Here is a 1053-nt window from a genome sequence, read left to right on the forward strand (position 1 = left end):
TTACGGTGGCCTCGGGTGGCACCGTACCGGACAGCTGGTCGGACTTTTTTCCGTGGAATTGCTTTGAAACCGTCGCCGTCAGTCTCGGCGGAGGACCCTTCATCAACGTCTCGCCGTATTTGTTTTATTTGCGGGAGTTCTACACCAATCCGGGTTATCTGCCGGGGGGTGGCGGCTCGGCGTATCCCTATGTGGAGAACGTGGCTTGGTCGGTGCCGTCGACACCGCAAGCGACCGTTGGCAGTACCGTGGAGAACGTGCTCCGCTTCGGGATTCGCGTCCCGCTCCAAATCGAGGACAACAGTACGCGCGGGATCATACCCGTGGGCAGCTCGAAGTACACCTGTAAGATCCGCATGACCTTGGCGGCGAACCTGTACGGCGACGACCAATTTTTGAACCCAGTCGTCGGCGGCACGGACGTCTCGGTCGCGATTGGCACCAGCGTTGCGGGCACGATTACACCGGAGATCAGCTACTATACGACGCCCATCAGCGGCAACAAAGTGCAGAACCCGATCATCCAGTACGTCATGAACATTCAGCAAGCGGTCACGAAGCCGAACGCTGCGGGCAGTAAGACCCCGATCCCGTTCAAGGATCCGTATCTCTTCAACCGTTTTACGATTCTCTGGGAAAACGGCAATGGGAACCCGTCCACCAGCGAAGTGGAGAGCATTGAGCTCGACCTGATGCCCAGCTATCCGCAGTACATCTACGACACGCCAGGGGGCATTCAGGCCTATCTCAACCGCATGGCGAAGCTGTACAAGGGATACTTGCCGGAAGGCACCTTCGTGTTCGATCTCATCTCGGGTAACGACCCGACGCGGCCCAACGGCACGCAGCAGATTGACGGGGAACTGTATCAGACCTTGCAGGCCCAGCTGGCGGTCGCACAGGGCACGAACGTGTCCTCTCCAGCCAAGATCGTCTCGTTCGTTGAGGCCGAATCTGCGGTTGGATTTTAAGGAGGCATGACCATGACGACGGTCCGAGACATCCAAAACGCCGCGAAACGGGCCGGCAACGCCGGTTCCGGGGGCGGCGAAA

The 1053-nt window shown here is 59.0% G+C and carries 1 protein-coding gene; it reads left to right on the plus strand.

Going from position 1 to position 1053, the window contains the following annotated elements; translation table 11 throughout:
• Positions 1 to 971 (plus strand): hypothetical protein (locus AC2VLY_RS11255; RefSeq protein WP_486922299.1); only part of this gene is annotated, 971 nt, incomplete at its 5' end.
• Between the last annotated feature and the right edge of the window lie 82 nt (positions 972 to 1053).

The organism is Acidithiobacillus sp. TH-A36, from assembly GCF_057473445.1.